This is a genomic window from Modestobacter italicus (assembly GCF_000306785.1).
Classification (GTDB): Bacteria; Actinomycetota; Actinomycetes; order Mycobacteriales; family Geodermatophilaceae; genus Modestobacter; species Modestobacter italicus.
The window spans coordinates 3,436,988-3,462,088 of record NC_017955.1 but is presented as its reverse complement, the minus strand read 5'-3'; the positions used below and the strand labels follow the sequence as shown (position 1 = coordinate 3,462,088).

General features: G+C 76.4%; 21 protein-coding genes. 18 read left to right on the top strand and 3 right to left on the bottom strand.

The window, feature by feature from the left end; all coding sequences use genetic code 11:
• Both dinB and MODMU_RS16545 read left to right on the top strand, forming a co-directional pair.
• A complete protein-coding gene (gene dinB / locus MODMU_RS16550) occupies positions 1-1,209 on the top strand; it encodes a DNA polymerase IV (RefSeq protein WP_231851652.1) in 1,209 nt (402 codons plus the stop codon).
• A gap of 166 nt (positions 1,210-1,375) precedes the next feature.
• Complete coding sequence (locus MODMU_RS16545; RefSeq protein WP_014741464.1) at positions 1,376-1,774, top strand: DUF3040 domain-containing protein; 399 nt, start codon at positions 1,376-1,378, stop codon at positions 1,772-1,774.
• Between the two features lie 177 nt (positions 1,775-1,951).
• On the opposite strand, the gene MODMU_RS16540 is transcribed toward MODMU_RS16545, so the two are convergent.
• Genes MODMU_RS16540 through MODMU_RS16530 form a run of 3 tightly spaced genes read right to left on the bottom strand, consistent with a single transcriptional unit; the run spans position 1,952 to position 6,734 of the window.
• Positions 1,952-4,300, bottom strand: a complete 2,349-nt coding sequence (locus MODMU_RS16540; protein ID WP_014741463.1) for a transglutaminase TgpA family protein — start codon at positions 4,298-4,300, stop codon at positions 1,952-1,954.
• Positions 4,297-5,682, bottom strand: a complete 1,386-nt coding sequence (locus tag MODMU_RS16535) for a DUF58 domain-containing protein (protein WP_014741462.1) — start codon at positions 5,680-5,682, stop codon at positions 4,297-4,299. The genes MODMU_RS16540 and MODMU_RS16535 overlap by 4 nt, the downstream gene beginning before the upstream one ends.
• Before the next feature lie 20 nt (positions 5,683-5,702).
• Positions 5,703-6,734, bottom strand: coding sequence for an AAA family ATPase (locus tag MODMU_RS16530; RefSeq protein WP_014741461.1), 1,032 nt, complete (start codon positions 6,732-6,734; stop codon positions 5,703-5,705).
• A gap of 244 nt (positions 6,735-6,978) precedes the next feature.
• Here MODMU_RS16530 and mraZ point away from each other — a divergent pair, with 244 nt between their 5' ends.
• The 16 genes from mraZ to MODMU_RS30075 all read left to right on the top strand — a co-directional run bounded on the left by mraZ (position 6,979) and on the right by MODMU_RS30075 (position 25,068).
• Complete coding sequence (mraZ, locus tag MODMU_RS16525; RefSeq protein ID WP_014741460.1) at positions 6,979-7,413, top strand: division/cell wall cluster transcriptional repressor MraZ; 435 nt, start codon at positions 6,979-6,981, stop codon at positions 7,411-7,413.
• Between the two features lie 384 nt (positions 7,414-7,797).
• Positions 7,798-8,775 carry a 16S rRNA (cytosine(1402)-N(4))-methyltransferase RsmH gene (gene rsmH, locus MODMU_RS16520; protein ID WP_014741459.1) on the top strand — a complete coding sequence of 326 codons (978 nt, stop codon included), beginning with the start codon at positions 7,798-7,800 and terminating at the stop codon, positions 8,773-8,775.
• On the top strand, positions 8,772-9,356 hold the full coding sequence (gene ftsL / locus MODMU_RS27160) for a cell division protein FtsL (RefSeq protein ID WP_014741458.1): 585 nt from the start codon (positions 8,772-8,774) through the stop codon (positions 9,354-9,356). Before rsmH ends, ftsL begins: the two co-directional genes overlap by 4 nt.
• A 45-nt stretch (positions 9,357-9,401) precedes the next feature.
• A complete protein-coding gene (locus tag MODMU_RS16510; protein ID WP_014741457.1) occupies positions 9,402-11,222 on the top strand; it encodes a peptidoglycan D,D-transpeptidase FtsI family protein in 1,821 nt (606 codons plus the stop codon).
• Positions 11,223-11,338: 116 nt separating this feature from the next.
• Positions 11,339-12,904 carry a UDP-N-acetylmuramoyl-L-alanyl-D-glutamate--2,6-diaminopimelate ligase gene (locus MODMU_RS16505; RefSeq protein WP_014741456.1) on the top strand — a complete coding sequence of 522 codons (1,566 nt, stop codon included), beginning with the start codon at positions 11,339-11,341 and terminating at the stop codon, positions 12,902-12,904.
• The gene (locus tag MODMU_RS16500; protein ID WP_014741455.1) at positions 12,901-14,328 is read left to right on the top strand and encodes a UDP-N-acetylmuramoyl-tripeptide--D-alanyl-D-alanine ligase; all 1,428 of its coding nucleotides are present in this window, start codon (positions 12,901-12,903) and stop codon (positions 14,326-14,328) included. Before MODMU_RS16505 ends, MODMU_RS16500 begins: the two co-directional genes overlap by 4 nt.
• Positions 14,325-15,404: a phospho-N-acetylmuramoyl-pentapeptide-transferase gene (mraY, locus tag MODMU_RS16495; protein WP_014741454.1), complete on the top strand. Its 1,080-nt coding sequence runs from the start codon at positions 14,325-14,327 to the stop codon at positions 15,402-15,404. The genes MODMU_RS16500 and mraY overlap by 4 nt, the downstream gene beginning before the upstream one ends.
• Position 15,405: 1 nt before the next feature.
• Positions 15,406-16,809, top strand: a complete 1,404-nt coding sequence (gene murD / locus MODMU_RS16490; RefSeq protein ID WP_014741453.1) for a UDP-N-acetylmuramoyl-L-alanine--D-glutamate ligase — start codon at positions 15,406-15,408, stop codon at positions 16,807-16,809.
• A 4-nt stretch (positions 16,810-16,813) separates the two neighbouring features.
• Positions 16,814-18,490: a putative lipid II flippase FtsW gene (gene ftsW / locus MODMU_RS16485; RefSeq protein ID WP_014741452.1), complete on the top strand. Its 1,677-nt coding sequence runs from the start codon at positions 16,814-16,816 to the stop codon at positions 18,488-18,490.
• A gap of 65 nt (positions 18,491-18,555) precedes the next feature.
• Positions 18,556-19,668: an undecaprenyldiphospho-muramoylpentapeptide beta-N-acetylglucosaminyltransferase gene (gene murG, locus MODMU_RS16480; protein ID WP_231851651.1), complete on the top strand. Its 1,113-nt coding sequence runs from the start codon at positions 18,556-18,558 to the stop codon at positions 19,666-19,668.
• A complete protein-coding gene (gene murC, locus MODMU_RS16475; RefSeq protein ID WP_014741450.1) occupies positions 19,665-21,137 on the top strand; it encodes a UDP-N-acetylmuramate--L-alanine ligase in 1,473 nt (490 codons plus the stop codon). Before murG ends, murC begins: the two co-directional genes overlap by 4 nt.
• A complete protein-coding gene (locus tag MODMU_RS16470) occupies positions 21,134-21,949 on the top strand; it encodes a cell division protein FtsQ/DivIB (protein ID WP_014741449.1) in 816 nt (271 codons plus the stop codon). Before murC ends, MODMU_RS16470 begins: the two co-directional genes overlap by 4 nt.
• Positions 21,950-22,042: 93 nt before the next feature.
• Positions 22,043-22,627, top strand: a complete 585-nt coding sequence (locus MODMU_RS16465) for a peroxidase-related enzyme (RefSeq protein ID WP_014741448.1) — start codon at positions 22,043-22,045, stop codon at positions 22,625-22,627.
• A gap of 333 nt (positions 22,628-22,960) precedes the next feature.
• Positions 22,961-24,256 (top strand): cell division protein FtsZ, encoded by a 1,296-nt coding sequence (ftsZ, locus tag MODMU_RS16460; RefSeq protein WP_014741447.1) that lies wholly within the window; start codon positions 22,961-22,963, stop codon positions 24,254-24,256.
• A gap of 78 nt (positions 24,257-24,334) precedes the next feature.
• Entirely contained in the window at positions 24,335-24,763 is a 429-nt protein-coding gene (locus MODMU_RS30080; protein WP_269454028.1) for a purine nucleoside phosphorylase YfiH/LACC1 family protein, read from the top strand.
• Entirely contained in the window at positions 24,760-25,068 is a 309-nt protein-coding gene (locus MODMU_RS30075) for a laccase domain-containing protein (protein ID WP_014741445.1), read from the top strand. Before MODMU_RS30080 ends, MODMU_RS30075 begins: the two co-directional genes overlap by 4 nt.
• The last annotated feature ends 33 nt before the right edge of the window (positions 25,069-25,101 follow it).

Genomic DNA, 25,101 nt, shown 5'->3' with positions numbered 1-25,101 from the left:
GTGCTGCACGTCGACATGGACGCCTTCTTCGCCAGCGTGGAGGTGCGCCGGCACCCCGAGCTGGCCGGCACCCCGGTGATCGTCGGCGGTGCGGGCAACCGCGGGGTCGTCACCTCAGCCACCTACGAGGCCCGCCGGTACGGGGTGCACAGCGCCATGCCGACCTCCCGGGCCCTGCGGCTGTGCCCGACGGCCACCGTGCTCCCGGGCGACATGGCCCTCTACGCCGAGGTCTCGCGCTCGGTCATGGCGCTGTTCCGCTCGATCACCCCGCTGGTCGAGCCGCTCAGCCTGGACGAGGCGTTCCTCGACGTCTCCGGTGCGGGCCGACGGCTGGGCGACCCGGTCGCGATCGGCGAGTACATCCGCGGCCGGGTCTTCGACGAGCAGGGCATCACCTGCTCGGTGGGGGTGGCCGGCAGCAAGTTCGTCGCCAAGCTGGCCTCCACCCGGTCCAAGCCCGACGGGCTGCTGGTCGTCCGCCCGGCCGAGGTCATGGACTTCCTGCACCCGCTGCCGGTCGGTGCGCTGTGGGGCGTCGGCGCCAAGACCGAGGAGGTGCTGCTGCGGCTGGGGCTGCGCACCGTGGGCGACCTGGCGCACGTGCCGGCGCGGACCCTGCAGCGCGCGGTGGGTCAGGCCGCCGGGGCGCACCTGCACGAGCTGGCGTGGGGCCGCGACCCGCGCCGGGTGGTGCCCGACGAGCCCGACCGCTCGACCGGCGCGGAGGAGACGTTCGGCACCGACGTCGACGACCCGGCGGTCATCCACCGGGAGCTGCTGCACCTGGCCGAGCGGACGGCGGGGCGGCTGCGCTCGACCGGCCACCTCACCCGCACGGTCAGCATCAAGGTGCGCTTCGCCGACTTCACCACGATCACCCGCTCGCGCACCCTCAAGGTCCCCACCGACGTCGGCCAGGAGCTCTACGACACCGCCCGGGCGCTGTTCGACGCCCTGGGGCTGGACCGGGCGCGGATCCGGCTGGTCGGCGTCCGGGCCGAGGGGCTGGTGGAGGCCGCCGCGACCGCCCGGCAGCTCGAGCTGGGTGCGCGGGAGCACGGCCGGCGGGACGCCGAGCTGGCCGCCGACCGGGCGGCCCGCCGGTTCGGCGCGGGCGCGGTCCGGCCGGCCACGCTGATCACCCGGACGCACGTCCCCGGAGCGGGTCCCAGCCGCCGCCGACCCCCGCCGGGCACCGGTCGCTGAGCCCCGTCCGCACCCCGGCGGGCGGCGCTGTGGGGTGGGCGACAGCTCCGACGGGTGTGTCGGCGACGACTCGCCTTTCGCCGCCTGCAATCGGCTCGTATCCTCGGTGTCACCGCGGGCGGACTGCCGCCGGTGGCTGTGAAGCACTGCGCACCTGGAGGTCGACGTGCCGCTCTCCGAGCACGAGCAGCGTCTGCTGGAGCAGATCGAGCGTGCCCTCGTCGACGACGACCCGAAGTTCGCTTCGACGGTACGTACCGGCGACCGCCGTCAGAAGGCCCGGCGGAAGCTCCAGATCGGCATCGGCCTGGTCCTCGTGGGCCTGATAGTCCTGGTCATCGGGGCGTTGGAGTTCTGGCCGCTGGGCGTGCTGGGCTTCCTGGTCATGTTCGGCGGGGCCGTCCTGGGCATCCTCAACTACAAGAACGCGACCGGCGCCGTCCAGCCCGGTGCGGCGCCCGGCCCGACCGGGGGCAGCACCGCCGCGGGCAAGGGCCCCAAGGCCCGCCGCCAGCCGCTGAAGAACCGCCTCGAGGAGCGCTTCCGCCGCCGCTACGACCAGTAGCCCCCACCTCCTCCAGCAGCCGCCGTCCCCAGGACGGCGGCTGCTGTCGTCCCAGGCGACGTACGGCCCCAGTGCAGGCCCCCAGCGTCAACCCGTGCAGGGCCCGCCCCCGGCCCCCTTGCAGGGCCCCGCCCTGAGCTCGCGAAGGGTGGGGGCAAGGGGGTCCTTCCACCTTGTTCAGGCGGCGCGGAGCCGCCGGGGGGTGTGGGCCGACAGCCAGCCGGTCACGTCGGCCAGCGTCGAGGCCGGCCACCCGGCCGCCCGCAGCCGCTGGGCGCGGGTCGCCCGGCGCAGCAGCGCCCGCCGGACGGTGCGCAGCGCGGTCGCCGACTCGGGGTCCGGGCCGGTGCCCGTCGGCCGGCCGTAGACGGCGCGCTCCTGGGCGAGGGCGAGCGAGCGCACCGCCGGGACCGCCGCCGGCTCGCTGCCGGCCAGCCGCTCGGCCAGGTCGCGGGCGACCTGGCGGGTGGTGCCGGTGACCGGCACGTCGACGCGGAGGTCGGCCGCGGTGGCCAGCAGCTCCTCCCACAGCGCGCCGGCGCTCCCGTCGGCCAGCCGCCGGCGCCGGGTGCGCCGGCGCAGCAGGCCCGGCGCGGCCAGCAGCGCGAGCAGGACGACGGCCCCGCCGGCCCCGGCGAACCACGGGGTCAGCGAGCGGTCGCCCTGCAGCGCCTCGACGTCGATGGGCACGTACTGGTCGTCCCGGTCGATGGTCGCGGTCGGGCCGGCCGGCACCGGCACCCCGGCGTCCGGCGCGGTCGGCTCGGCGGTGGTGTCCGCGGGGATCACCGTGCGCGGTGCCCACGGCAGCGTGACCGCCCGGTCGGCGGCGATCGGGGTGGGGTCGAAGGGGATCCAGCCCAGCCCGGCGAACCACGCCTCCACCCAGGCGTGCGCGTCGTCGGTGGTCACCAGCCGGCTGCCGTCCTCCTGCACCTGGCCGGGGGTGTAGCCCAGCACGACCCGGGCCGGGACGCCGGCGGCCCGCACCAGCACCGCCATCGCGCCGGCGTACTGCTCGCAGTAGCCGCGCTTGAGGCGGAGGAAGTCGACCAGGTCGTCCCCGGTGGTGCCCGGCGCGGTGGACAGGCTGTAGACGAACCGGTTGGCCGGGTCGGTGAAGTGCGACAGCACGGCGCGCACCCGGTCGTAGGGCGTGCCGGCGTCCGCGGTCAGGTTCGCGGCCAGGTCGGTGACGCTGGTGGCGATGACCGGCAGCTCGGTGTACCGCAGCATCGGGTCGTCGGCGGCCAGCTCGGGCGCGGCCTCCAGGTCCTGGACCGACGGGTCGGGCTGCTCTGCGGAGAACTGGTAGGTGATCCCACCGGTGGTGACGTCGCGGCCGTAGATCGTCGTGCCGGCCTGGTCGATTCGCCAGGCCCGGTCGTCGTCGCCGGCCACGTCGACCTGCTGCGGGGCGTAGCCCACCGGCAGGAACTGGTCGTCGTGCCCCAGGACGGTGACTCGGGCCCGGACCTCCCGGCTGACCACGTCCGCGGGCAGCGGGGCCAGGGTCGTGTCGTCGGCGATCGACTCCTCGCCGTCCAGGTTGGACATGTGCCAGCCGTTGTCGCCGTACTCGTCCAGGGCGACCGCGCGCAGGAAGCCCGGGTCGTCGACGGAGGCCTGCAGCCGCAGCAGGTCCATCGGCTCGGGCCGGTTGAGCTGGCCGGCCATCTCGGCGACCGGGTCCAGCGAGGAGCCCAGGCCGTTGCCGGTGCCGGCCCCGCCGAACCCGCTGGCCAGCGAGCCCTCGGCGAGGGTCGGCACGAACACCGGCAGCACCAGGCCGGCCACCAGGGCGACCGCCCCGGCGCGCAGCGCGGGCAGCGTCGCGGTGCCCAGCAGGGAGCCGCTGCCGCCGCGCGCGCTGTCCACCAGCCGGCCGCGCTGGTCGGCCCACAGCAGGACGGCGAACCCGCAGGCGGGGCCGGCGAAGGAGAGGAAGGCGACGCTGCCGGTGACCGTGCTGACCGGGACGCAGTAGAGGACGAGCAGGCCCAGGCCGCCCAGGGCGGGCTGCCGGGCGGGGACGGCGAGCAGGTCGGCGGCGAGCGCGACCAGCGCGACGAACAGCGTGGTCAGCGCGACCAGGCCGTCGAGCGGCAGGGCCGGGGTCGCCTGCTCGGCGATCTCGTCCACGCCGTCGGCGAGCACGCCGGCCAGGTCGGTGATGCTGCCGGGGGTCGGCAGCAGCCCCCACAGCAGGTGCTCGGGGGCGAACACCCGGCCGAGCACGACCAGCACCAGCAGCAGCTGGCCCAGCGGGACGGCGACCCGGCCGAGCGTCCCGAGCAGCGCCGACCCGGGACCGCGCTGGTCCAGCAGCCGGGAGAACCCGGCGCGCAGCGCGATCCCGCCGAGGGTGACCGCCGCGACGGCCAGCACCACCGGCGGGACCCAGTTGCGGGCGGCGAACACCGGGTCGAGGGCGAGCGAGCCGAGCAGCACGCCGACGCCGGCCGCGAGGGCGGTGCCGGCGTGGTCGCGGGGAGCGCGGGGCAGCTCGTCGGGGGTGGAGCTCATGCCGGCACCTGCCCGACCGGTGCTGCGCCGGGGCTGCCGACGGCGCCGAAGTCGCCGCCCGACCCACCCAGCCGGCCCCACACCTCCGCGATGCCCTGGTCCGGCCGGACCGCTGCCACCTGCCAGCCGGCCGACCGCAGCAGCGCGATCGCCTGCTGCTGGCGGGTGACCAGCTCCGCGCGGGCGGCGGGGGCCAGCGGCCGGCGGCTCCGGGACGCCCCGGCGTCCAGCCACGCCGCGGCGTCGACCAGCACGGCGACGTCGCTGCCCGGGCCGGAGCGGATGCGGGCCAGGGCGTGCACGTCCTCCGGACCGACCAGGCCGAGCAGGCAGATGGCAGGGCCCTCGACGTCGGCCCGGCGGAGGGAGTCCAGCCCGGCCTGCAGGCCGGTGGCCCGGGAGCCGCTGAGCTCGGCGAGCCGCTCGAGCAGCTCCTCCGGCCCCAGCGGGCCCCGCCCGAGGGAGGGGGTGAGCTCGCCGGTGTCGGTGAGCACCCGGAGCCCGGCGCCGCCGCGGAGCAGGTGCACCCCGATGCTGGCCGCGGCCTCGACGACCCACTCCAGGGTGTCGGTGGGGGCGGCCGGGTCGGCGGCCGGGCCGCGGACGGCGCCGCCGGTGAGGTGGGCGGAGAGCCGGGTGTCGACGAGCAGGCTGGCCGCGGCGCGCCACGGCCGCTCCTCCAGCCGGACCATCAGCTCACCGGTGCGCGCGGTGGCCCGCCAGTGCACCATCCGCAGGTCGTCGCCGTAGCGGTACTCGCGGGTGCTGACGTCGTCCTCACCGTGCACCGCGATCGACCGGCGGGAGCCCTCGCCCCCGCTGCCCCCGGCGCCGGTCAGGGCACCGCTGCCCTGCAGCGGCTGCACCCGCGGGGTGACCAGCAGCGTGGAGGTGTCGCTGCCCGCGGCCGTGCGCAGCACCAGCCCGAAGGGGTCGACCAGCCGCAGCCGGACCGGGCCGAGCGGGAAGCGGCCGCGGCGGCTGCCGTGCAGCCGGTAGCGCAGGGGTGCGGTCGCCCCGCTGGCCAGCCGCTCGACCACGAAGTGCGGCCGGCTGCCCAGCTCGGCGGGCAGCTGCTCGGTGAGCAACCAGAGGCCGCCGGCCCGCCGGTCGGTGTTGGCCACCTCCAGCAGCACGTCGGCGTCCTCGCCGCGGGGCAGCCGGGGGACCGACAGGGTGCGCCGGGTGGCGATCCGGAACCGCTGGCGCGCCACCCCCACCGCGGACACCACCGGTAGGGCGAGCACGAAGACGGCGAGCTGGACCAGCGCCCGCTCGCCCAGCAGGGCGCCGAGCAGGCCGAGGGTCAGCCCGGCGGCGACCAGGCAGCGCCCGCGCAGGGTGAGGCTGGAGGCGGCGTCGCCGAGACGGGTGCGTGCCATCGCAGGCTCCGGTGCCGGGCTCAGCGGCCGCGGTGGACCGGGACGGTGGCGAGCAGGTCGGTGACCACCCGCTGGGTGTCCCGCCGGGCGAGAGCGGCGTCGGGGGTCAGCAGCAGCCGGTGGGCGAGCACCGGCACGGCCATCGCCTGCACGTCGTCGGGCAGGACGTGGTCGCGGCCGGCCAGCGCCGCGGTGGCGCGGGCGGCGCGGAGCAGCTGCAGCCCGGCCCGCGGTGAGGCGCCCAGCCGCAGGTCGGGGGAGCGGCGGGTGGCCTCGACCAGCGAGACGACGTAGCGGCGCAGCGGCTCGGCGACGTGCAGCCGGCCCACCGCCGCCACCAGCCGGCGGATGGCCGCGGCGTCGGTGACCGGCGTCAGCTCGGTGAGCGGGTCGGTGGTGGCGCGCTCGTCGAGCATGGCCAGCTCGGCGTCCCGGTCGGGGTAGCCCATCGACACCCGGGCGGTGAACCGGTCCCGCTGGGCCTCCGGGAGGGGGTAGGTGCCCTCCATCTCCAGCGGGTTCTGGGTGGCCACGACCATGAACGGCCGGGCCAGCTCGTAGGTGACGCCGTCGACGGTGACCTGCCGCTCCTCCATGCACTCCAGCAGGGCCGACTGGGTCTTCGGCGAGGCCCGGTTGATCTCGTCGGCGACCACGATGTTGGCGAAGACGGCGCCGGGCTTGAACTCGAAGGCCCGGGACTCCTGGTCGTAGACGGCCACGCCGGTGACGTCGCTGGGCAGCAGGTCCGGGGTGAACTGGATGCGCCGCACGCTGCCGTCGATCGACTTGGCCAGTGCCTTGGCCAGGGTGGTCTTGCCGACGCCGGGCACGTCCTCGATCAGCAGGTGGCCCTCGGCCAGCAGGACGGCCAGCGCGAGCCGGACGACGTCGGGCTTGCCCTCCACCACGCGGCTGATGGCGGCAGCGAGCCGGGCGCCCTCCGCGGCGACGTCGATCTCCGTGCCGTCGACCGGGCCGGGCACCCCGGCGCCGGAGGTCGGGGGGGCGGTGGTCCCTGCGGCGTCCAGCGCGGCCGTGCTCTCCGTCACCGGTCCCACGGTACGTGGGTTCCGGACGGAGGTGACTGGTCAGCGCAGCGCGGGCCCCCGCCGGACGGCAGTCGCAGGCCCGCCCGGTCGTCGTCCGGTGGGGGCTGGTGGGGGGACGGGGACGACACGGTGAGAAGTGGTGTCCAGTGGGGGCCAGTGGGTTACTGTGTCGCGCAATGGGGAGGCAGGGACCACGGATGGTGCCCCGCACGACCACAGGAGGACAGATGTTGGGGGTGATCCGGTGTTCGTCGGCAGCTACCCCCTGCGGCTCGACGAGAAGGGCCGGCTCGCCCTCCCTGTCCGCTACCGCGAGCTCGTGGCCGGCGGCATGGTGATCAAGAAGGGCCAGGAGCGCTGCATCTACGGCCTCACCATGGCCCGGGTCGCCGAGCAGAGCGCCGCGCTCAAGCAGATGGCGCCCGCGGACACCACCGCCGGCCGGATGCACGCCCGGATGAGCTTCGGCTCGATGGTCGAGGTCGAGGCCGACAAGACCGGCCGGATCACCATCCCGGCCACCCTGCGGGAGTACGCCGGCCTGGACCGCGACGTCGTGGTCGTCGGTGTCGACACCCGCTTCGAGATCTGGGACGCCGCCACCTGGGCCGCCTACGAGGCCGAGCAGGAGGCCGTCTTCGCGGCGATGGAGAGCGAGGGGATGCCGACCTTGTCCTGACCCGCGGACAGCTCCCCACCCGACCCCACCACCGAGACCAGCACCACCCAGCCCCACCCCGCGCCACCCCGGTCGAGCCGACTTCCCCGCGGCTCGACCGACCCGGGCAGCGAGCCGACTTCCCCCCGGCTCGACGCCCGCCGCACCACCGGTCCACCCGCCCGGCCCGCCCCACCGCCCGATCGCAGGGCTCCACCTGGCACCGCTTCCCCGGCGCCAGGCGGGCCCTGCGGGGCGGCGGGCCAGGGCAGGCGCCCCACCCGGGCGCCGCCCCGCACCACGATCCCCACCCCGCCCCACCCGCCCCGGCCCGCCCCACCCGCCCGCCCGTCCGGACCCCCCGCGGAGAGCGCACCGCCACCCAGAGCCCCCGAGGAGCAGTCGATGAGCAGCCCCGAGCCCGATGGGCCCGCGCTGCACGTCCCCGTCCTCCTCGACCGGGTGGTCGAGCTGCTCGCTCCCGCCCTCGCCGCCGACGGCGCCGTCCTGGTCGACTGCACGCTCGGCCTGGCCGGGCACTCCCTGGCCCTGCTCGCCGCCCACCCCGGCCTCCGGCTGATCGGCCTGGACCGCGACCCCGACGCGCGCGCCGAGGCCGGCGCCCGGATCGCCGCCGCCGGGTTCGGCGACCGGGCCACCCTCGTGCCCGCGGTGTTCGACGAGCTGCCCGACGTGCTGGCCGACCAGGGCGTCGGCGAGGTCCAGGGCGTGCTGTTCGACCTCGGGGTCTCCTCGCTGCAGCTGGACCGGCCCACCCGCGGCTTCAGCTACTCCACCGACGCCCCGCTGGACATGCGGATGGACCCCGCCGGCCCGCTCACCGCGGCCGACGTGGTCAACACCTACTCCCGCGGCGAGCTGACCCGGGTCCTGCGGGTCTACGGCGAGGAGCGCTTCGCCGGCCGGATCGCCTCCGCCATCGAGCGCGAGCGGGCCCGCGAGCCCTTCACCGGCACCGCCCGGCTCGCCGAGCTGGTCCGCGAGTCGATCCCGGCCGCGACCCGGCGCACCGGGGGCCACCCGGCCAAGCGCGCCTTCCAGGCGCTGCGCATCGAGGTCAACGACGAGCTCGGTGTGCTGACCCGGGCGCTGCCCGCGGCCATCGACGCGCTGGCCGTCGGCGGCCGGGTCGTCGTCATCAGCTTCCACTCCCTCGAGGACCGCATCGTGAAGCAGACCCTCGCCGCCGAGGCGGTCGACCGGACCCCGCCGGGGATGCCGGTGCCGATGCCCGAGCACGCCCCGGTGCTGAAGCTGGTGACCCGCGGGGGAGAGGCCCCCGGCGACGACGAGCTCGCGGTCAACCCGCGGGCCGCCTCGGCGCGGGTCCGGGCCGCCGAGCGCGTCCGGCGGGCGTCGTGACCCAGCCCGCCCGCACGTCGTCGGCCCGCGCCGCCCGCGGCGCCGCCCGCACCACCGCCCGGACGACGCCGCGGCCCACCTCCCGGGCCACCACCGGTCCGGTGCACCTGCCACGCACCGGCGCGACCCGGCGCAGCGGGCCGGTCGCGTCCGGGCCGCACCTGCGCCTGGTGCCACCGGCCCGCACCACGCCCACCCGGGTGCCCGCCCGGGCCCGGGCCACCGGCCGCCGCCGGGCGCCGTTCGTGGTGCTGCTCGTCGGTCTGCTGGTGACCACCGTGCTCGGCCTGCTGCTGCTCAACACGGCCGTCGCGGTGGACTCCCTGGACGCCACCCAGCAGCGCCAGGCCAACGCCGAGCAGGCCGAGGTGGTCGACCGGCTGGAGCAGCAGGTGATCGCCGCCGACACCGCGGCGCAGCTGGCCCGGGTCGCCGCCGCCGCCGGCCTGGTCCCGCCCGGGGCGGCGGCCCACCTGGTGCTGCAGCCCGACGGCAGCTCGGTGCTGCTGGGCACCGCCACGCCGGCGCCGCCCGCCGTCCCCGCCGTCCCTGACCCCGCCGCACCGACCCCGGGGAACTGAGCCGTGCCGCCAGCAGGTCCACCGCCGCCCTCCCGGTCCAGCGGGGTGCGGCGCACCCCCGGTCGCGGCACCGGCCCGGCCGGCCGGGGCGACCTGCGGCCGCGCCGGGAGGCGGGCAGCCGGCGCCGGCAGCCGCTGGGCATGCTGCAGCGGGACGCCCGCAACCGCTGGGGGCTGGTCTTCCTGATCGCCCTGCTGGTGATCGTCGTCGGCCGGCTGGTCGTCCTGCAGGGCGTCGACGGCGCCTCCTACGCGCAGGCGGCCACCAACGACCGGATGCGCACCTACCCGATCGAGGCCGTCCGCGGGGAGATCACCGACCGGACCGGCAACGTGCTCGCCTACTCCGTGGACGCTGAGCGGGTCACCGCCGACCCCTCCGTCGTCACCGACCCGACCCGCACCGCGCTGGCGCTCACCACGCTGCTGGACGTGCCGGTCGCCGACCTGGTCGAGAAGCTCTCCCGTGACACCCGGTACGTCGTGCTGGCCGACCAGGTGGCCACCGACGTCACCGACCAGGTCCGGGCGCTGCCGCTGGCCACCCGGACCGGGCTCGCGTTCGAGGACGACCCGGTCCGGCTCTACCCCGCCGGCGCCGTCGGCGGGCAGGTCGTCGGGTTCGTCGGCAAGGACGGCGACGGGCTGGCCGGCATCGAGCAGACCTACCAGGACGTGCTGGCCGGCACCGACGGCGAGAAGCGGGTCGAGGTCGACGGCAGCGGCAACCAGATCCCCTCGGGCATCGACGAGTCCACCCCGGCCACCGACGGCGGCACCGTGCAGCTCACCCTGGACGAGGACCTGCAGTTCGTGGTGCAGCAGCGGCTGGACGCGGCCTGCGCCGACGGCGACACCACCTCGGCGTCGGCGGTCGTGCTGGACGTGCAGACCGGTGAGGTCGCCGCGATGGCCGGCTGCCCCGGGTACGACCCCGGCCGCTACAACGAGACCGACCCGGACCTGCTGGGCAACCCGGTGGTCTCCGACGTCTACGAGCCCGGCTCGGTGATGAAGGCGGTGACCGCCGCCGCCGCCATCGAGGAGGGCAAGGCCACCAAGGACACCGTGCTCGACGTCCCCGGCCACATCCAGGCCGGCGACGTCGTGGTCACCGACGCCACCGACCACCCCGTGAAGAAGTTCACCGTCACCGGCGTGCTCGCCAAGTCCAGCAACGTCGGCGCGATCATGCTGGCCCGCGAGATCGGCAACAGCACCCTGGAGCGGTACCTGCAGGCCTTCGGCATCGGCTCGGAGACCGGCATCGAGCTGCCCGGGGAGAGCGCCGGCATCCTGGAGCCCTCGGCCGACTGGACGGAGAGCCGCGCGGCCAACGTGCCGATCGGGCAGGGCGTGTCGGTGACCACGCTGCAGATGGCGTCGGTGTACCAGACCCTGGCCAACGGGGGCGTGCGCATCCCGCCGCGGGTCGTCTCCTCGGTCACCGCCGCCGACGGCACGGTCACCGAGGCGCCCCGGCCGGCCGCCACCCGGGTGGTCAGCGCGGACACCGCCGGCCAGCTGACCTACATGCTGGAGGCGGTGGTCGGCAAGGGCGGCACCGCGCCGCTGGGCGAGGTCGACGGCTTCCGGGTGGTCGGCAAGACCGGCACCGCGCAGCGCGCCAACCCCGACTGCGGCTGCTACGCCGGCGGCGGCTACTTCACCACCTTCGTCGGCTACGCACCGGCCGACGACCCGCAGTACGTCGTCGCCGTGGACCTCGAGCGCCCGACCAGCGCGGCCGAGGGCGGCCAGGTCGCCGCACCGGTGTTCTCCGACGTCATGCGCTACGCGCTCACCGCCGGGGGCGTCGTCCCCTCCGGGACGCCCCGCCCCGCCTTCACCCTCCAGGTCGACTGAACCCCCGACCGGGCCCGGACCCGGCACGCCGGCCCGGGCAGGACGCAGGCGACCGACACGAGGACGAACCGGTGGTCATCGGGCCTGCGGGTCCGCCGCCGGTAGATTGGAGCCCCGTGAGTCCGACCGTGCCCGGGTCGGTGCCCCGGCCTGCGGGGAACCGCCCGCTCCCCCTCGCCGAACTGGCCGACCTGATCGGTCCGCCGGTCCAGGGCGACCCCGCCACCCCGGTCGGCGGGGTGACCCTCGCGTCGACCACGGTCGGGCCGGGCGACCTCTACGCCGCGCTGCCCGGTGCCCGCACCCACGGCGCCCGCTACGCCGCCGACGCCGCCGCGCGCGGCGCGGTCGCCGTGCTCACCGACCCGGCCGGGGAGGCCGAGGCCCGGGCCACCGGCCTGCCCACCTGCGTCGTCGACGACCCGCGGGGGGTGCTGGGCGCGGTGGCCTCCCGGGTGCACGGCCGCCCCAGCGAGCAGCTGACCGTGCTGGGCATCACCGGTACCAACGGCAAGACGACGACGAGCTACCTGGTCGAGGCCGGGCTGGCCGCCGCCGGCTGGACCAGCGGGCTGATCGGCACCGTGCAGACCCGCACCCGCGGGCGCGACGCGGCCGGCGCCCCGGTGACCACCGCGCTGCCCAGCACCCGGACCACCCCGGAGGCGACGGACCTGCACGCGCTGCTGGCCTCGATGGTGGCCTCGGGCGTGCGCGCCGTGGTCATGGAGGTCTCCAGCCACGCGCTGGTCATGGGCCGGGTCAACGGCGTCCGCTTCGCCGCGGCCGGGTTCACCAACCTCTCCCGCGACCACCTGGACTTCCACGGTGACCCGGAGAGCTACTTCCAGGCCAAGGCGCTGCTGTTCGACGGGCGGGCCGCGGTCGAGGTCGTCGACGTCGACGACCCGGCCGGCCGGCGGCTGGTCGAGCCCGGAACGGTCACCGTCAGCACCGCCGGGGCGCCCGCCGACTGGTCGGCGAGCGACGTCGCGGCGGTGGGCACCGGCGGCTCGACGTTCACCCTGCACGGGCCCGGCGGCCGCAGCTGGCCCGGCCGGCTCCGGCTCCCCGGCGGCTTCAACGTCGCCAACGCCGTCCTCGCCGTCGCCCTGCTCGACGCCGTCGGCATCCCGCCCGAGGTCGCGCTGGCCGGGCTCGCGGACACCGTGGTGCCGGGGCGGATGGAGCCGGTGGACGCCGGGCAGCCCTTCGTCGCCGTCGTCGACTACGCGCACACCCCGGACGCGGTGCAGACCGCGCTGGCCTCGCTGCGCGCCGCGACGGGCGGGCGGCTGCTCACCGTGCTGGGCTGTGGGGGTGACCGCGACCCGGGCAAGCGAGCGGCGATGGGCGCCGCTGCGGCGGCCGGCAGCGACGTCCTCGTGATCACCGACGACAACCCGCGCTCGGAGGACCCCGCCGCGATCCGGGCCGCGATGCGCGCGGGCACCGAGGAGGTGCCCGCCGGGCAGCGCGCGCAGGTGCTGGAGATCGGCGACCGGCGGGCCGCCCTCGCGGCCGCCGTCGCGGCGGCGCGGCCGGGTGACACCCTGCTGGTGGCCGGCAAGGGCCACGAGACGGGCCAGGAGGTGGGGGGTCGGGTGCTGCCCTTCGACGACCGAGACGTGCTCCGCGAGGTGCTCGAGCAGGGCCGCGGGGCCCGGACGGTGGACGCATGATCGAACTGACCCTCGCCGAGGTGGCTGCGGCCGTCGGCGGCGAGCTGGCCGGGGACCCCTCCGCCGTCGTCACCGGCGCGGTGCGGACGGACTCCCGGGCGCTGACGCCGGGCGACCTGTTCGTGGCGCTGCCGGGCGAGCGGGTGGACGGCGCGGACTTCCTGCCCGCCGCCGTCGCGGCCGGTGCGGCCGGTGCGCTGGCCACCCGGCCCGAGCCCGGGCTGCCGGTCGTCGTCGTCCCCGACCCGGTCGAGGCGCTGGGCCGGCTGGCCGGCGCGGTGCACCGCCGGCTGGTCGAGGGCGGCCTGGTGACCGTCGGGATCACCGGCTCCTCGGGCAAGACCTCGACCAAGGACCTGCTCGGCCAGGTGCTGGCCGCGGCCGGCCCGACGGTGAGCCCGGAGGGCTCCTTCAACAACGACATCGGCCTGCCGCTGACCGTGCTCAGCGCCGACCCCGCCACCCGGTCGCTGGTGCTGGAGATGGGCGCGCGCGGCCCCGGGCACATCGCCCGGCTGTGCCGCGTCGCCCGCCCGGACATCGGCGTGGTGCTCAACGTCGGCTCCGCGCACCTCGGCGAGTTCGGCAGCGCCGAGGTCATCGCCCAGAGCAAGGGCGAGCTGGTCGAGGCGCTGCCCGCCGAGGGCACCGCCGTGCTCAACGCCGACGACCCGCGGGTGCTCGGCATGGCCCCGCGCACCACGGCCCGGGTGGTCACCACCGGGCTGGGCGCCGACGCCGACGTCCGGGCCGCCGACGTCGACCTCGACGACGCCGCCCGGGCCCGGTTCACCCTGGTCGCCGGCGGTGAGGAGCACCCGGTCGCGCTGCAGGTCGTCGGCGCCCACCAGGTGGCCAACGCGCTGTCGGCCGCCGCCGCCGCGCTGGCCGCCGGCATGAGCCCCGGTGCGGTGGCCGCCGCGCTGTCGGCCGCCGGGCCGCGCAGCCGGTGGCGGATGGAGGTCACCCGGCGCGCCGATGGCGTGACCGTGGTCAACGACGCCTACAACGCCAACCCCGAGTCGATGCGGGCGGCGCTCGCCGCGCTGACCCGGCTGCCCGGACGGCGCCGGGTCGCGGTGCTGGGCGCCATGGGCGAGCTGGGGGCGGAGGCGGACGCCGAGCACGACCGGCTGGGCCGGGACGTGGTGCGCGCCGGGGTGGACCTGCTGGTCTCCGTCGGCCCGGACGCGGTCGGTGTGCACACCGGGGCCCTCGCCGAGCGTTCGGCGCGGGACGGGGGAGGACACGGACAGGAGGACGGAGCGCTGGACAGCGTGCAGCACGTGCCGGACAGGGAGGCGGCCCTGCGGCTGCTGACCGCGGAGCTCGGCGCCGACGACGTCGTCCTGGTGAAGGCCTCGCGGTCCTACGGGCTGGAGCGGCTGGCCGCCGACCTGCTGGCCGACGGGGCCGCCTCGTGAAGTCGGTCCTGATCGCGGCGGCCGTCGGGCTGATCGTGTCGATCCTGGTGACCCCGCTGGCGATCAAGGCGTTCCGCCAGCACGGCTTCGGCCAGGAGATCCGGGACGACGGCCCGGAGAGCCACCTGTCGAAGAAGGGCACGCCCACCATGGGCGGCACCGTCATGGTGCTGGCCACGGTGCTGGGCTACCTGGTGGCCCACCTCTTCCTCATCGACCAGGACGGGCGCGGGGTCAGCTCGACGGGTCTGCTGCTGCTGTTCCTGATGGTCGGGCTGGGCACCGTCGGCTTCCTCGACGACTACCTGAAGATCCGCTACCGGCGCAGCCTGGGGCTGAACAAGACCGCCAAGCTCGTCGGCCAGCTGGTCATCGGGGTGACCTTCGCGGTGCTCGCGCTGGTCGAGGACGACGGCGGGACGGCGGTGGCCACCACCGCGATCTCCTTCGTCCGCGACATCGAGCCGCTGGTGCTGCCGACGTTCCTGTTCATCGCGGTCGCCTACCTGTTCATCGCCGGGTTCTCCAACGCGGTGAACCTCACCGACGGCCTGGACGGCCTGGCCGCCGGCTGCTCGGCGATGGTCTTCTCCTCCTACGTGATCATCTCGTTCTGGCAGTTCGGGCACGACTGCAGCTCGGTGCTGGCCACCGACGGCTGCTACACCGTGCGCGACCCGCTGGACGTCACCCTGGTCGCCGCGGCGGCGATGGGCGCCTGCCTGGGCTTCCTGTGGTGGAACACCTCCCCGGCCCGGATCTTCATGGGCGACACCGGCTCGCTGGCGCTCGGCGGGCTGATGTCGGGGCTCGCCATCGTCACCCGCACCGAGCTGCTGCTGGTCGTGCTCGGCGGGCTGTTCGTGGCCGTCACGCTGTCGGTGGTCATCCAGGTGGCGTTCTTCCGGGCCACCCGGCGGCGGGTGTTCCGGATGGCGCCGCTGCACCACCACTTCGAGCTGGCCGGCTGGACGGAGAACACGGTGATCGTGCGCTTCTGGCTGGTGACCGGGATGGCCGTTGCGTTCGGGATCGGGCTGTTCTACGCCGACTGGCTCTCCTTCGCGGGGCTGTGACGTGACCGTGCTGGTGGCGGGCCTCGGCATCTCCGGTGCCGCGGCGGCCCGGGTGCTGCTCGGCCGGGGCGACGACGTCGTCCTCACCGACGCCGCGGAGCCCGCCGTGCTGGCCGAACTGGTCGCCGCCGGTGCGCGCTGGCTGGGTCCGCTGACCGCCCCGCCCGAGGACGTCGACCTGGTCGTCACCTCCCCGGGCTGGCGGCCGGACCACCCGCTGCTGCGGGCGGCGGCCGACCGCGGGCTGGAGGTCATCGGCGAGCCCGAGCTCGCCTGGCGGCTGCGCGTCCCCGGACCGGACGGCGGGGCACCCGCGCCCTGGTACGCCGTCACCGGCACCAACGGCAAGACCACCACCGTCACCATGCTGGAGTCCGTGCTGCAGGCCGGGGGTCTGCGGGCGGTCGCGGCGGGCAACGTCGGCCGGCCGCTGGTCGAGGTCGTCACCGCCCGGGACGCCGACGGCCGGGCCGCCTACGACGCCATCGCCGTCGAGCTGTCCAGCTTCCAGCTGCACTGGTCCTCCTCGATCGCCCCGGCGGGGGCCTGCGTGCTCAACGTCGCCGACGACCACGTCGACTGGCACGGCTCGTTCGACGCCTACCGGGACGCCAAGGCCCAGCTGCTGCGGCTGGCCGGGGTGGCCGTCGCCGACGCGGGCAACCCGGTGGCGGCCTCGCTGGTCGCCCGGCACCGGCACCCGGTCACCGTCACCCTCGGGGAACCGGAGCCCGGCCAGCTCGGGGTGCGGGCCGGCGCACTCGTCGACCGGGCGTTCAGCGCCAGCCCGGCCGGGGAGGTGCTGGTGGAGACCGACGCGCTGCAGGTGCGCGGCCCGCACAACACCGTCAACGCGCTCGCCGCGGCGGCGCTGGCCCGGGTCGCCGGGGTCGACGCCGCGGCCATCGGTGCTGGCCTGTCCCGGTTCCGCGGCGGGGCGCACCGCAACGTCCTGGTCGGCACCGTCAACGGCGTGGACTTCGTCGACGACAGCAAGGCGACCAACCCGCACGCCGCCGGCGCCTCGCTGGCCGCCTACCCGCGGGTGGTGTGGATCGCCGGCGGTCTGCTCAAGGGCGCCGACGTCGACCCGCTGGTCGCCGCGGTCGCCCCGCGGCTGGCCGGGGTGGTGCTGCTGGGCCGCGACCGGGAGCAGCTGGCCAGGTCGCTGGCGCGACACGCCCCGTCGGTCCCGCGCACCGTGGTCCCCAGCGGCGACGATGGGGGCGTGGCGGATGTGACGGACGGGGACCGGGTGATGCGTGAGGTCGTGGCGGCCGCCGTCCGGCTGGCCCGCCCCGGCGACACCGTGCTGCTGGCCCCCGCCGCCGCCTCGATGGACGTCTTCACCGACTACGCGCACCGCGGCCGGGCCTTCGCCGACGCGGTCCGCGCGCTGGGCTGACCCGGTGACCGCCAGCACGCGCGAGCGCCGGGCGGCCCGCCCGTCGCCGGGCGGCGCGCGCACCGGCGGCGGCGTGCGCTGGCGCGGACCGGCCTGGCTGGACGGCCCGATGACCAGCTCGCACCTGGTGCTCGGCTCGGCCGGCCTGCTGCTGGTCGTCGGCCTGGTGATGGTCTTCTCCGCGTCCTCGATCGAGGCCGCCAAGGCCGGCCAGCCGGCCTGGCTGCCCGGCGTGCGCCAGATCGGGTTCGCCCTGGTCGGGCTGCTCGGCATGCTGGTGGCGCTGCGGTTGCCGATCGGCCGGCTCCGCCGGTGGTCGGGCCCGGGGATGCTGGTGGTCTTCGGGCTGCTGGCGCTGGTGCTGGTGCCCATCCCCGGGGTCAGCCTGGAGCTCAACGGTGCCCGCGCCTGGTTCAACCTGGGGTTCACCAACTTCCAGCCCTCCGAGCTGGCCAAGCTGGTCTTCGCGCTGTGGGGCGCGCACGTCATCGCCGTCCGGGAGAAGTACCTGACGACGAGGTCGCTGCTGGTGCCGGTGCTGCCGGTCTTCCTGCTGATGAGCCTGCTGCTCCTCGCCGAGCCGGACATGGGCGCGGTGGTCAGCCTGCTGCTGGTCGTCGCCGGGCTGATGTGGGCCGGTGGGCTGTCCCGCCGCTGGGTCGGGGTCGCCGTGCTGGCGGTCGGGGTCGTGGTCGCGCTGATGGTCGTCCTCGCGCCGTACCGGATGGCCCGGGTCACCGGCTTCATCGACCCCTGCGCCGACGTCAGCGACAGCGGCTACCAGGCCTGCCACGGGCTGTACGCGCTGGCCACCGGCGGCTTCTGGGGCGTCGGGCTGGGCAACAGCGCGATGAAGTGGAACCTGCTGCCGCACGCCGAGTCCGACTACATCTTCGCGATCATCGGCGAGGAGCTCGGCTTCCTCGGCTGCCTGGTCGTCGTCTGCCTGTACGCCATCCTCGGCTGGGCCGGCTTCCGGATCGCCCGCCGCTCGACCGACCGGTTCATCCAGCTCGCCAGCATCGCCATCACCGTCTGGCTGATCGGCCAGGCCACCATGAACATGGGCTACGTCGTGGGGCTGCTGCCGGTCACCGGGGTCACCCTGCCGCTGATCTCGGCCGGCGGGACGTCGCTGGTGCTCACCCTGTTCGTGATCGGGCTGCTCGCCCGGTTCGCCCGGGCCGAGCCCGCGGCGATCGCCTTCCAGCGCAGCCAGCCGCGCGGCCGGCTCGCCCGGCTGCTGCTCCCGGTCCCGCCGACCGCCGTCGACCCGGTGCCGCCGCCCCGCCGCCGGCGCGGCCGCCGGGGTGCCGACCCCGGGCGCGACCTGGGGCCGGTCCGCCGTCCCGAGCGGCACGACGGGCGGACGGTGACCCGGGTGCCCGACCCCGGTGCCGGTCGCGGCCGGGCCGGGGCGCCCCCGCCCCGCCGGTGGCCCGACCCGCGGCGGGGCACCCCGGACGAGCGGCGGCGGGCTCCGGAGCGGCAGACTGTCCCCGGCCGGCCGAACGCCGGTGACCGCCCCTCCGTCCGCAACCGGCCCGTGCCCCCCGCGGTGCCCGTCCTCCGGGACGTGCCCCGCGAACGCCCGCGGTCCGGTGAGCCGCCCGCTGCGCGGGTCCGGCCGGCGACGCGGCCCCACCCCCCGAGAACGGAACGGCCAGGACGTCTGCAGTGACCCACCCCCAGCCCGCCCCAGGCACGCCCGGAGCGGCTGAGCCCTCGGCCGCCGCTGCCCTGCCCGTGCCCCGGCCCGTGCACGTCGTGCTCGCCGGCGGCGGCACCGCCGGGCACATCGAGCCGATGCTCGCCCTCGCCGACGCGCTCACCCGCCGCACCGCCCCCGGCGGCGGCCCCGCCGTGCAGGTCACCTGCCTGGGCACCGCCCGCGGGCTGGAGACCCGGCTGGTGCCGGCCCGCGGCTACGACCTGCGGCTGATCCCGCCGGTCCCGCTGCCGCGCAGGCCCACGCCGGACCTGCTCCGGGTGCCCGCCCGGGTCTGGCGCGCGGTCGCCGAGACCCGCGCGCTGCTCACCGGGCTCGGCGCCGACGTGCTGGTCGGGTTCGGCGGCTACGTCGCGCTGCCCGCCTACCTCGCCGCCCGCCGCGCCGGGGTGCCGGTCGTCGTGCACGAGGGCAACCCGCTCCCCGGCCTGGCCAACCGGGTCGGCGCGCGGCTGGCCGCCCGGGTGGCGGTGAGCACGCCCGGCACCCCGCTGCACGCCGGTGAGCACGTCGGCATGCCGCTGCGCCCCTCGATCAGCCACCTCGACCGGGCCGGCCTGCGCGCCGAGGCCCGGGCCGCCTTCGGCCTGGACGCCGACCGCCCGACGCTGCTGGTCTTCGGCGGGTCGCAGGGCGCCGCCTCGCTGAACCGGGCCGCGGTCGCCGCCGCTGACGCGCTCACCGCCGCCGGGGTGCAGGTGCTGCACGCCCGCGGGCCGAGGAACACCGACGTCACCGTCCCGCCCCGGCCGGCCGGCGCCGCGCCCTACGTGGTCGTGGACTACCTGGAGCGGATGGACCTCGCCTACGCCGCCGCGGACCTGGCGCTGTGCCGGTCGGGGGCGGTCACCGTCGCCGAGCTCTCCGCGGTCGGGCTGCCCGGGGCGTTCGTCCCGCTGCCGATCGGCAACGGCGAGCAGCGGCTCAACGCGCTGCCGGTGGTCGAGGCCGGGGGAGGGCTGCTGGTCGACGACGCCGAGCTCACCCCGGCGTGGGTGACGGAGAACCTGGTGCCGCTGCTCACCGACCCGGCGGCGCTGGCCGCGCTGGCCGCCAACGCCGCGGCGGCCGGCACCCCCGACGCCGACGAGCGACTCGCGGACATGGTGCTCGAGGTGGTGTCGCGATGAGCGCCGCGGACGTGGCGGCGTGGAAGGACCCGATCCCCGCCCTCGAGGACCTCGGCGCGGTGCACTTCATCGGCATCGGCGGCGCCGGGATGAGCGGCATCGCGCGGATCATGCTCGCCCGCGGCCTGCGGGTGTCGGGCACCGACCGCCGGGACTCCCCGGCGATGCGCGGGCTCGCCGCGCTCGGCGCCCGGGTGGAGGTCGGCCACGACGCCGAGCACCTCGGCGACGCGGCGACCGTCGTGGTCTCCACCGCGATCCGCGCGGAGAACCCCGAGCTGGTCGCGGCCCGCGAGCGGGGGCTGCGGGTGGTGCCCCGGGCGGTCGCGCTGGCCGCGGTGATGGCCGGACGGCGCAGCGTCGCGGTGGCCGGCACCCACGGCAAGACCTCGACGACGTCGATGCTCACCGTCGCCGTGCAGGCCTGCGGCGTCGACCCGTCGTTCGCCATCGGCGGCACCCTCAACGAGTCCGGCTCCAACGCCCACGCCGGCCAGGGCGACGTCTTCCTGGCCGAGGCCGACGAGAGCGACCGGTCGTTCCTGCTGCTGGCCCCGCACGGGGCGATCGTCACCAACGTCGAGGCCGACCACCTGGACAACTACGGCGACCTGGCCGCGGTCGAGGCGGCCTTCGACGCCTTCGTGCGCACCGTCGCCGACGACGGGTTCCTGGTGCTCTGCGCCGACGACCCGGGTGCGGCCCGGCTGGCCGGCGTGGCGGCGGGCACCCCGGTGCGGCTGCGGACCTACGGCCTGCAGCCGGGGGCGGACCTGCAGCTGCTGGACCTGCGGGTGGCACCGGACGGGACGCGGTACACCGCCGTCCTCGACGGGCAGTCCCTCGGCGAGGTGCACATCCGGCTGCCCGGGGCGCACATGGCGCTCAACAGCGCCGCGGCGCTGCTGGCCGGGCTCGAGCTCGGGCTCCCCGCGGCCGGCCTGATCGGCGGGCTGGGCCGGTTCGGCGGCGTGCACCGGCGGTTCGAGCTCAAGGGCGTCGCCGCCGGCGTCCGGGTCTACGACGACTACGCCCACCACCCCACCGAGGTCGCCGCGCAGCTGCGGGCGGCCCGCGCGGTCACCGGGTCGGGGCGGCTGCTGGTGCTCTTCCAGCCGCACCTCTACAGCCGGACCGCGCAGTTCGCCACCGGCTTCGGCGAGGCGCTGGGCCTGGCCGACCAGGTCGTGGTGATGGAGGTCTACGGTGCCCGCGAGGACCCGGTGCCCGGCGTGACCGGCGCGCTGGTCGCCGACGCGGTGCCGCTGCCGGCCGACGCGGTCGCCTACGAACCGTCCTGGTCGGCCGCCGCACCGGCGATGGCCGCCCGCGCCCGCCCCGGCGACCTGGTGGTCACCATGGGCGCCGGCGACGTGTCGATGGTCGGCCCCGAGGTCCTGGCCGCGCTCAGCGAGCCCGACGAGGGGGTCGAGCCGCCGCACGGGGACGGGTCGGGGCCGGCGCGGTGAGCCGCGCCGCGACGACCCGCGACCGCGCCCGGGGCGGACGGCGGGGCGGCGGCACGGGCGGGGACACCCCGTCCCCGGTCACCCCGCTGCGCCCCCGCCGGCGCCGGTCGCGGCGCCCGGCCCACCCGGGCCGGCGGGCGCTCGTCGCGCTGGGCGCGGCCGTGCTGGTCGTCGGCGTCCTCGCCTGGGTGGTGCTGGGCAGCCCGGTCTTCGCGGTCCGCACGGTCCAGGTCGACGGCGAGGCGCGGCTCTCCGCGGAGCAGGTGGTCCAGGTGGCCGGCATCGCCGCGGGCACGCCGCTGGCGCGGGTCGACACCGCGGCCGCGGCCGCCCGGGTCGCCGCGCTCCCGCAGGTCGCCTCGGTCGAGGTCACCCGGGGCTGGCCCCGCACGGTGGTCGTGACGCTGGCCGAGCGGGTGCCGGTGGCGGTGGTCACCGACGGGGGCACGCGCCGGCTGGTGGACGCCGAGGGCGTGGTGTTCGAGACGATCACCGGCACCCCGCCGGACGGCGTCGTCCCGCTCGACGTGCCGGACCCCGGTCCGGACGACGCGGCGACCACCGCTGCGCTCGGGGCGCTGACCGCGCTGCCGCCGGACGTGCGCGACCAGGTGACCGGCGTGGCCGCCACCAGCCCGGACGCCGTCACCCTGACCCTCACCGACGGCCGGTCGGTGCTGTGGGGGAGCGCGGCCCAGACCGACCGGAAGGCCGAGGTGCTCGGCGCGCTGCTCGACCAGATCGACGCCGGGACGCTCGACCCCGCCGGCACCCTCGACGTCAGCACCCCGGACTCCGTCGTCCTGCGGTGAGGAAGGACCCCGCTGCCCCCCACCGCTCGCGAGCTCGCGGCGGGCCCCTGCAGCGGGGCCGACAAGCCACGCGAGGTGCGGCAGAGTGACCGGGTGACCGAGCCCCCGATCAGCCGATTCCCCGTCGTCCCGCTGGCCGAGCTGCCCCCGGACCTGCAGGCGCGCTTCACCGAGGTCGCCGACAAGAGCGGCTTCCTGCCCAACGTCTTCGCCGCGCTCGCCTGGCGCCCCGACGAGGCGCGGGCCTTCTTCGCGCTGCACGACGCCCTGATGGACAAGGACACCCCGGGGCTCACCCAGGCCGACCGCGAGGTGCTGGTGGTGGCCACCAGCGCGGCCAACAGCTGCCTCTACTGCGTGGTGGCCCACGGCGCCCTGGTCCGGATCCGCGCGCGGGACCGGTACCTGGCCGACCAGGTGGCCGTCGACTGGCGGAAGGCGCCGCTGTCGCCGCGGCTGCGGGCGGTGGTGGAGGTCGGCGTCCGGCTCGCCGTCGACCCGGTGTCGGTGACCGCGCAGGAGCAGGACGCGCTGCGCGGGCACGGCCTCACCCAGGACGACGTGTGGGACGTCGGCGCGATCGTCGCGCTGTTCGCGCTGTCCAACCGCCTCGTCCACTGGGCCGCCGTGCCGCCGAACGAGGAGTTCCACCTGCTCGGGCGGGTGCCCCGGAGCTGAGCGGGAGCAGCTCACCGGCGTCCCCGGTGGGCGGCGCGCCGACACGCCCGGGCAGAAAAGAGTCTCGACGTGCGCTGCGTCGCACCGACGGACGTGCCTGCGGACGTCTCCACCCGGGCATGAGACCGTGGCCTGGCATGTCGTCACGGCTCGTGAGCCGGATGTGACAGACGGGTCGACGGGTTCTGGTGCGACTCCGCCCGATGGACACGCCGACCCGGAGAGGGTGCTTGCTGCCCGATGAGGGCGCACCTAACTTCGTCCTCACACGGACGTAGTTGACATAACTATAAGGCTTAACCTGAGGATGAGGGTCCAGTTGGGGAGCGCAGCATGACACCTCCGCACAACTACCTCGCGGTCATCAAGGTCGTCGGCATCGGCGGCGGCGGGGTGAACGCGGTCAATCGCATGATCGAGGTCGGCCTCAAGGGGGTCGAGTTCATCGCGATCAACACCGACGCACAGGCACTGCTGATGAGCGACGCGGACGTCAAGCTCGACGTCGGCCGTGAGCTCACCCGCGGCCTGGGCGCGGGCGCGCAGCCCGATGTCGGCCGGCAGGCCGCAGAGGACCACCGCGAGGAGATCGAGGAGGTGCTCAAGGGCGCCGACATGGTCTTCGTGACGGCGGGCGAGGGCGGTGGCACCGGCACCGGTGGCGCACCCGTCGTCGCCTCCATCGCGCGGAAGCTCGGCGCCCTGACCATCGGCGTGGTCACCCGTCCGTTCTCCTTCGAGGGGAAGCGGCGGGCGGTCCAGGCCGAGTCGGGCATCGAGGAGCTGCGCAACGAGTGCGACACGCTGATCGTGATCCCGAACGACCGGCTGCTGCAGCTGGGCGACCGGAACGTCAGCGTGATGGACGCCTTCCGGACCGCCGACCAGGTGCTCCTCTCCGGCGTCCAGGGCATCACCGACCTGATCACCACCCCCGGCCTGATCAACCTGGACTTCGCCGACGTCAAGTCGGTCATGTCCGGTGCGGGCTCGGCGCTGATGGGCATCGGCAGCGCGCGCGGTGACAACCGCGCCCTGCTCGCCGCCGAGCAGGCGATCGCCAGCCCGCTGCTGGAGGCCTCGATGGAGGGCGCCCACGGCGTCCTGCTGTCGATCTCCGGCGGCTCGGACCTGGGCCTGTTCGAGATCAACGAGGCCGCCTCGCTGGTCTCCGACGCCGCGCACCCCGACGCCAACATCATCTTCGGGGCCGTCATCGACGACGCCCTCGGCGACGAGGTGCGGGTGACGGTCATCGCGGCCGGCTTCGACCAGGGCAAGCCCGGTCAGCGCAAGGACGCCGCGGTCACGTCGGTCGCCCCGGCTGCTCCGCCGGCCCCGGCACCGGTCGCCGCTGCCCCGGTCGCGCCGGCCGCCCCGCGGCCGTCCGTCCCGGCGCAGACCGGCGAGCGGCTCGTCTCGCCGGCCCCCACGGCGGCCGCGCCCACCACCCAGGCGTCCCCGGCGGCACCCCGCCCGGGCCAGCCCGGCGTCGCGCCGCAGGGCGGCGGCATCACCGTGCCGCCGCTGCCGCCCATCGCCGGGCCGGGCAACGGCACCCGCCGTCCGCTGGCCTCGGAGGACTTCGAGGAGGAGCTCGACATCCCCGAGTTCCTCCGCTCCCAGTGAAAGGACCCCTCTGCCCCCCGGGACTCGCAAGCTCGCCCCGGGTCCCTGCAGAGGGGCCGTTCCAGCACGTCGCGTCCAGTGAGTGACGGTCCGGCCGCTCCGCCGGCGGTGCGACCCCGGCGGGTCGTCACCGACCGGCGGGGCGGCCGTTCCTCGTCCCCGTACGACTCGTTCAACCTCGGCGGGCACGTCGGCGACGACCCGGCGGACGTCGCCGCGAACCGCGACCGGCTCGCCGCTGAGCTCGGCGTCGCCGGGGACCAGGTGGTCTGGATGACCCAGGTGCACGGCACCGGGGTCGCGATCGTGGAGGACGCCGAGGAGAACCCGGTGGCCGACGTCGACGCGCTCGTCACGGCCACCCCCGGCCTGGTGCTGTGCGTGCTGGTCGCCGACTGCGTCCCGGTGCTGCTGGACCCCCCGGGTCGCCGGTCTCGTTGCCGACCGGGCATCGCGGGCGGAAGGGCGTCCGGCGCGGCGTCGTGCCCGCCGCCCTGGCGGCCATGACCCGGCTCGGCGCGCGGCCTGCGGACGTCGAGGCGCTGCTCGGCCCCGCGGTCTGCGGCCTGGACTACGAGGTGCCCGTCCAGATGCAGGCCGAGGTCGCCCGGGTCGCCCCGGCGAGCGCGGTCCGCACCCGGACGGGGACGCCGGGGCTGGACCTGCGGGCCGGCATCGCCGAGGTGCTGCGCGGGGCCGGCGTCCGGCAGGTCGTGCACGACCCGCGCTGCACGGTGGAGGACCCCCGGCTGTTCAGCCACCGCCGCGACAGGGTCACCGGCCGCCAGGCCGGCATCGTCTGGCTCGGCTGAACCCGGACCCCTGCACGGAGGTCGCGCGTCACC